The following is a 6,170-nucleotide window of genomic DNA, read 5'->3' as shown; positions in this document are numbered from 1 at the left end:
TTGATGGTGTCGAAGGAGTTCTGATCGGTGATGTCATTCAAGTGGGCATAGCGGGCAGTGGTGGTGGGGCTTGCGTGGCCTAGGAGTGCTTGAATATGCCGAAGGCTCAGGCCCTGCTCAAGCAGATGAGTGGCAAAGCTGTGGCGAAGGGAGTGGATGGAGACTTTTTTTTAATGCCGCACTGGGTCACGACAGCCTTCATAGCAGCTTGAGTACCGCCTCGATCCATATGTGTGGTGGCCTTCTGGATGCGCTCGGGCGACCCCACGGGATTGGGGAACAACCAGGATGGGTTTCGATGCTTGCACCACAGGGCGCGCAAGGCCTGATAAGTGAGATCGGGAAGCGGAACGAAAGGGTCTTTATGGCCCTTTCCTCGGCGGATATGGACCTGTTTTCGTTTTGCGTCGATATCCCCTACTTGAAGGGACAGGGCCTCGCCAAGGCGCAGTCCCATGGAATAGGTTGTAAGAAGAAAGGTGCGGTATCGAAGCTTATTTGTGGCACCAATCAGTTGTTCCACTTCGGAGAGGGTGAGGATATCCGGGAGGGAGTGCACCTTGGGTGCTTTGACAATGTTGACCCACTGCCAATCGCGTTTAAGGACATGCTTCCAGAAGAATTGCAGTCCGTTTCGATCAATCTTGACGGTGCTCCAGGAATGGGATTCCACCAGGTTTGAGAAGTATGTTTCACGTTGTTCCAGGGTCAAGAGATCGGGGCAGCAATTGAAATAATCCTGGATTCGGCGTACGGCTCGGGAGTAAGCATCGATGGTCTTTTTGGCTTTGCCCTGCAGTTTAAGCAAGCGCAGATGGCGTTGATAGAGTTCATTGAATCGGTTCGTCTCGGCTTGGTTCATGGGGTATCCTCCTTTTCAAATAGTGCCCGGGATTGGGCAAAATGGGAGTATACACCGATTTGCGATTCTTTTCCGCCGCGGAGCGGCTTCGTCCAACAACCTATTGGATATCCAGCACTTTACAGTAATGAGTCAAGAGCAGATTTGACCCCTTCCCAGGAAACGGAGGACCGAATCCGTGGCGAATGGGATCGGAAACAGGCTCGATAAGGCCGTTGTAACGATATATACGACCGCAAAGGCCGCCAGGCGGGCCCGGCCGTTTGACGGACCAGGAGTTTGTCCTCATCGCGGCCCACCTGAAACAAATCGAAAGGCTGTTCCGGGAGGAGCATGAAACGCCCAGGCGGGGTGAGAATCACCCTTTTCCTTGACGGTCTTCACGCCCTTCATGGTGAAAGATGTTTTGATAACACCGAAGGCTTATTTGGCCTGCCTGTGAGAGGTTTCCATGACTGCACCCATTCAGCTGGACCAAGGTGATTTTTTTGCCGTGAAAAGCCCCAGGGCCGTGGGGCTGATCATCCGCACGATAGAGGCCGTATGGGCACATGACGGCCATGCGGACTACAACCACACCGGGATCATTCTCGACCAGCAGGGCACGACCCTGGAGGCCCTCTGGAAGGTCAGGAGACAGAACCTCTTCGAGGCCTATGCCGGCCAAAAGGTCATCATCGCAAGATACATCGGTGAAAAGTTCCGGCCCGTGGACCAGGCCATCGCCAGGATCGAGCGGGAATATGCCGATCACTGGTATCCCATCTGGCGCATCTTCATGCACGCCGTTCCGGCGCTTGCCAAGATAAACCTCTCCGGCCTGGCCGTCTGCTCGGAGCTTGCCGCCAAATACGCCTGGCACATCGGCGCGCGCCATTCCCAATGGCCCGGCACCAACCCGGACACCCTGGCCGATGAGTGGAAACACTGGAAAACCTATAAGGTGATATTCGAGGGCCTGCTCCGGGCCGGGATGAATAGAGGCCCACTCCCTATAATCGGCGATTGAAGGAGTCGGGACTGCTCTTGCCCCCTTGATCATCTATGCCCCTTCATATGGCGTTCAAAGGTACATCAATAATACACGATGCCTTACAACTTATGGGGCATCAACCAATTTGCCACAATGAGTCAAGAGCAGATTTGACTTCTTCCCTTCTTCGACCTCCTTGCTTCCATCGAATATGAACATTACCTTTCCCTCAAAGATTTGGAAGAATACTTTGTAAGTCCGGTGGACTGGTTCAGAGCACACGAGCATCATACGCTTGATGGAGCGTAACATAGCCATTAGCTGATGGCTGAGAACTAAGAGTTGAGAAAAAGTAAGTACATTTCAGAAAGATACAAATAACGCTTTAGATCAAGGGGATGCGTGCCGGCTTGGCCAGGCATCCCCATCTTTATTTTCACAAAAATTTTGACAAGATTGTCTCTGCCGGATATGTTTAAAGAAAAAAAGGCGGATTCATGAAGAAACATTATGCATGGGTTATTGCATGGACAGGAGCTCTTGTTGTTCTCCTTGCCCATGGATTTGGGAGGATGTCGTATTCGGTCATTCTACCACCCATGAAAGAAGGGTTGTCTTTGACCTATACCCAGGTAGGTCTTATTGGCACCGGTAATTTCATCGGCTATCTCTGTCTCGCAGTGATTGGAGGTTTCCTTGCTGCCCGTTTCGGGGCAAGAAATATTATCTTTATTTCCCTTCTGGTCATGGGGGTCTGTCTTTTTCTTACAGGACTCTCCGAATCATTTGGCTCTGCCTTTGTTATGCGGCTGATTACAGGAATGGGTAATGGCGGAAGCTATATCCCTGTTATGGCCCTACCCGCTGCGTGGTTCGTGGTTCGAAAACGAGGTCTTGGTACAGGTATTGCCACAGTAGGAACCGGTATAGGACTCTCTCTCGCAGGTATTATCCTTCCTTATTTTATTGTCAACTATGGAAACAATGGATGGAGGTATGCATGGTATGCTATGGGGATCATAGTCTTTGCGGGTTCCTTTATTGTGTTTGCCCTTGAGAGAAACACTCCTGCGGAAAAAGGTCTCTCAATGTATGGCAGCACTGGGGATGAAAAGGGTAATCAGGGCAACAGGCATGGTGTTTCTTTCCTTTCGGCGTGGCGCGATGTGATAAAAGAAAGGGAAATCTGGAAGCTGGGCAGCGTATACTTAATGTACGGCTTCTCTTACATTATCTACCTTACTTTTTTTATTGCATATCTTACGAAAGAGATTGGTCTTTCTCCCAAAAATGCCGGCGGAATGTTCGCTGTCCTTGGTTTATGCAGCATATCAAGCGGTGTGTTGTGGGGGAGCGTGTCTGATAAGGTCGGGAGACGGTTTGGATCTATGTATGCCTATATCGTTCTTGCTTTCTCTTACCTTATCTTCGCATTTTGGACCAATCTTCCGGGATTGTATATATCAACCATCATTTATGGCTTTACCATTTCTTCAATCCCCGTTATTCTGGCTGCTGCTGCCGGGGATGCAGTGGGCCCAAGGTTGGCCCCTGCGGGACTTTGCATAACCTTATTCTTCGGCGTTGGACAGGCATTAGGCCCGGCTGCGGCCGGCTATATTAAAGATGTAACAGGATCTTTTACAGGAGCCTTTGTTTTATCCACCGTTGTTTCCTTTGCTGGTGCCGTGGGATCGTTATTTCTGAGAAAAAAGGCGTGATAGGCTTATTTCACGAGAGATTAACAAATGAAGTTTATGCATTTTTTGGTCGCTCTGAGTTTTTTGCAGGGAGCATACAGTAATGAGAGGTGCAATCAATTTAGTCGATATAGCTTTATTTATTACATGGCCACAGAAGGAGAAAGGAGGACAAAGAGAAACGAAACGTGAAAGGGGTCAGGTCTGCCTTTGACTCAGGTCTGCCTTTGACTCATTTATCATTCATACTTTTCCAATGGCGTTTAGAAGCACATTAATAATATGCGAGTTTCTACAACCGAATGGATATCAACCACTTTACCGTAATAAGTCAAGAGCCGATTTAACCCCTTCATTTTGGCCCCTTTATTTCTCCAACAATTTCCGATCCGACTCGAGATAGGGGAAGATCTCCTGCTTTTCCTGTTCGGTTAATTTCAACATGTTTTGTCCTTATCCGTTTTCACGGATTCATTCCGTCTCGGTCTCGGGAACATAACCTGCCGATCAGCGGAGGCTGAAAGCCGTCCGCTGGATTGCCTGAATGGACATCCTTCTTCATTCAGCGAAAATGTCCCATCGATCTTCGTACTCTTTGATCGCGTTGAGAGGCATGAAACCATTGTTCTTCCAGTTCTGCGGGCGATGAACGTGTCCTGCGACATCACTATTTCTGGTTATGAAATAGCGCACTTGCTTGTGAGCGTTTTCGTCCCCAAGGAGAACAAAGATTGTCAACTGGTCAGCGAGATCATCTCGATAGCTCGCAGTCTTGACATACCAAGGTGCAGACCGCACGCTTTTGACCTGCAGCTTCTTTAAAACTTTGTCGGCGGGGAGCCCAACAAGAATGTCATAGTCTTTCGTATTGCGATCAGCCAACTGGGCATCCAATCCGCGCCGCAATAGTTCTCCCATCACGAAGTACTCACCAGCATTTCCAGTGGGGATACCCGATTTACGTTTTTTCTTCTGTGGCTTCGGGTTACTCATGGCACTATTTCCTTCTTTTGACTGGCGAATCGGGATAGGCAGGAACCTCACGACTCCCCTCCTCCCACACCACCCGGCATAAGGATCACGCACCAGGGCAATTCGGTTGATTAAGTCCCGTTAATAAAAGCCTCGGCAATCCCATCTATGCAAAATATTTTGCAGGGAGATAAAGGGGTCAAAACGAATGAAAGGGTCAAATCCGCTCTTGACCCATTTATCATTTATAGCCTTTCGTATGCCGTTTCAAAGTAAATCAATAATTTACGATAGCCCTACAACATCATTAATATCATCCATTTTACCGCAATTAGTCAAAAGTCAATTTTACGTCTTCATCGTGCTAACCCCTAATCAAACGTTCCCGAAGGAGCAAAACAAATGGCAAAACGATAATAGGCACAAACAGATAAGCCAGCCCAGATCCGCGCAGGTCAGTCAGCATTATTAAAAGACCCAAAATTAAGCTGAACGAGAAGCCGACAATATGCTGCCTGCGCCGAAATCGCGTTTCTTCGTGCTCCGTGAGAATGACTGGCGATGACCTCGCGTTCACGATCACGTTCCCGATCCCTAATGCAACGAGACTGCCGAAAAACAGTAAAGTGATTCTCGAGGGAACGGTTTCAGCACGCACGGAATTAACAACAACAAAAATAGATAGGAGCAACCCGAGCGTAGCCGCGACCACCCGCCAGAATTTTCGCTCTTTAGCTGTAGGTTCCATTTGGCACCTAACGTTGCAAATCAGCGGCGCGGTTTGTTGCGTCGGCTGAATTTGTTTTGTTGGACCATCCTTATTATTATCGGGTTTTCGCGTTGCAATGATCCTTCATCGCCTCACGGAACATAGTCCTTCTTTCCAGTAATTAAGGTCCTGTCCGCCGCCACATCGGTGACTTCAATCTGATTAAAACCAGCGGAAGTAAGAATGTTGCCAATTTCTCTTGTTGAATAGCATTTACCTTCCGTCGAATGCATTAAGAGACAAGAATATTCAGCAACGGAAAGAGGACCATTCTTGAATTGATTCAAATGGGCATCAAAAACCGCAATCATGCCTTCTCGAGGCAGACTCCTGAAGGAATTAGTTGATAATTTTTGCACGGAATCCATGTCCCAGTCGTGGAAAGCATTGGCAAACAGATGGATATCATAGCCGATGGGAAGCCCGTCAAACATATTTCCAGCAATTACGTTAACCCTGGACGACATACCCTTTGATGCAATTGAACGAGTCGCTGCCAGATCAACGGGTGGTATCTCAAGAACGGTGGCGGCAAGATGGCTATTCACTCTCGCAATGGAACAGGCGTATATCCCCGATCCACCCGCAATGTCCAAAAGAGCATCGTGCCGGCTGAGATCGAACCTTTCTGCCAGCCTATGAGCAAGAAATGCACCACGACTGTCCATGGCAGCGGTAAAGAAGTCTGCAAATTTCGGGTCTTGCATGCTTTTCATCCAGTCCTTGCCTTCTTTCTTGCTAGACCATCCCGCAGGCTTTCCGGTTTTGAGCACTTCCTGAAATTCTACACATTGAGGACGATTCTTGAGTGAAGGGGTCAGGTCTGCCCTTGACTCATCTAACTGAACGGATGAACGGGTCAGATTACTCACGTCTCCGCCTTGCCCTCGTGAA

At 48.8% G+C, this 6,170-nt stretch carries 6 protein-coding genes; 2 read left to right on the top strand and 4 right to left on the bottom strand.

Annotated features, from left to right (window positions below; genetic code table 11):
* Together JW883_10035 and JW883_10030 are read right to left on the bottom strand one after the other, a co-directional pair.
* Positions 1–158 (bottom strand): tyrosine-type recombinase/integrase (locus JW883_10035; GenBank protein ID MBN1842604.1); only part of this gene is annotated, 158 nt, incomplete at its 3' end.
* Positions 107–862: a site-specific integrase gene (locus JW883_10030; GenBank protein ID MBN1842603.1), complete on the bottom strand. Its 756-nt coding sequence runs from the start codon at positions 860–862 to the stop codon at positions 107–109. The genes JW883_10035 and JW883_10030, both read right to left, overlap by 52 nt.
* Positions 863–1,313: 451 nt before the next feature.
* Here JW883_10030 and JW883_10025 point away from each other — a divergent pair, with 451 nt between their 5' ends.
* Entirely contained in the window at positions 1,314–1,871 is a 558-nt protein-coding gene (locus JW883_10025) for a hypothetical protein (protein ID MBN1842602.1), read from the top strand.
* 461 nt (positions 1,872–2,332) lie between these two features.
* Positions 2,333–3,556, top strand: coding sequence for an MFS transporter (locus JW883_10020; GenBank protein ID MBN1842601.1), 1,224 nt, complete (start codon positions 2,333–2,335; stop codon positions 3,554–3,556).
* A gap of 537 nt (positions 3,557–4,093) precedes the next feature.
* Here the strand turns inward: JW883_10020 and JW883_10015 are convergent.
* Both JW883_10015 and JW883_10010 read right to left on the bottom strand, forming a co-directional pair.
* Positions 4,094–4,579 carry a hypothetical protein gene (locus JW883_10015; protein MBN1842600.1) on the bottom strand — a complete coding sequence of 162 codons (486 nt, stop codon included), beginning with the start codon at positions 4,577–4,579 and terminating at the stop codon, positions 4,094–4,096.
* Positions 4,580–5,368: 789 nt separating this feature from the next.
* On the bottom strand, positions 5,369–6,170 hold an 802-nt coding region (locus tag JW883_10010), incomplete at its 5' end, for a methyltransferase (protein ID MBN1842599.1).

It is taken from the genome of Deltaproteobacteria bacterium (assembly GCA_016930875.1).
Lineage (GTDB): Bacteria > Desulfobacterota > Desulfobacteria > Desulfobacterales.
This window is presented reverse-complemented; position numbering and strand designations above follow the sequence as displayed.